The following is an 810-nucleotide window of genomic DNA, read 5'->3' as shown; positions in this document are numbered from 1 at the left end:
GCCCGACTATCCGACAGCGCCTACATAACCGGCGGGCAGGCTGAGAGAACGAAAGGTTATTGCGCTCCCTCATTCGCTGTTTTGCCAGTACTGCCCGGACCACTGGATCAGATGCCGACTGCCACTCAGCCTGGGCCCGTCACCACCTCAGGCAACAACAGCACCACACCCGCATAACTGGCTACCAGCAACGTCATGGCCACCCCGAGCCCAAGGAAGGGCCCCACATTCAGGGAGCGATGGTAGATAAAACTCTGCGCCGCCAACTGCCAGCTCACCAGCACCAGATACAGCAGCTCGATCGCGCTCAGCGACTGCTCCATGCTGGCATTCAGCGCCAGCAACGGCAGGCTCAGGAGGGTCAGAATCACATCCACCCCCACCAGCGACAGAGCGGTCTGCAACCAGCGCCCCTGCAGCCCCTTGAACGATAGCAACAGGCCTGTGCCCGCCAGCACCACCGCCAACGACAGCAACTGGCTGCTCACCAACACGCCAATGGGCAATGCGGTCTGCAGGCTGCCCACCAGTAGCTGCAACACAAACCAGCCGGCCAGCACCAGCGCCAGCAACGATGGAGAATACGGGGCATTCTCCGGGCTGGCACGAAATATGGCCAACCGCCAAAACAGGGTCATCAATACAGTCATGGATCCTCCGGGCCGCTATTCTTTCAGAGCCGGGGAGAAACAGCTACTAGCGACGAGCGTCTAGCTACGAGAAAACATAAAACCACTGCCGCTATTCCTCCTCCCCCCGCTTAATATCGCGGGCACAGCGCAACACGCAGGCACCTACCCATCCCGCGTC

General features: G+C 60.5%; 1 protein-coding gene. It reads right to left on the bottom strand.

Translation table 11 applies throughout. The annotated features are described in order from the left end of the window. Positions 1 to 125: 125 nt before the first annotated feature. Entirely contained in the window at positions 126 to 650 is a 525-nt protein-coding gene (locus A3730_RS25180) for a hypothetical protein (RefSeq protein WP_063537666.1), read from the bottom strand. Positions 651 to 810 lie beyond the last annotated feature (160 nt).

It is taken from the genome of Alcanivorax sp. HI0044 (genome assembly GCF_001634945.1).
Note: the sequence above shows the minus strand (reverse complement) of the source record. Positions and strands in the feature narration are given on the sequence as shown.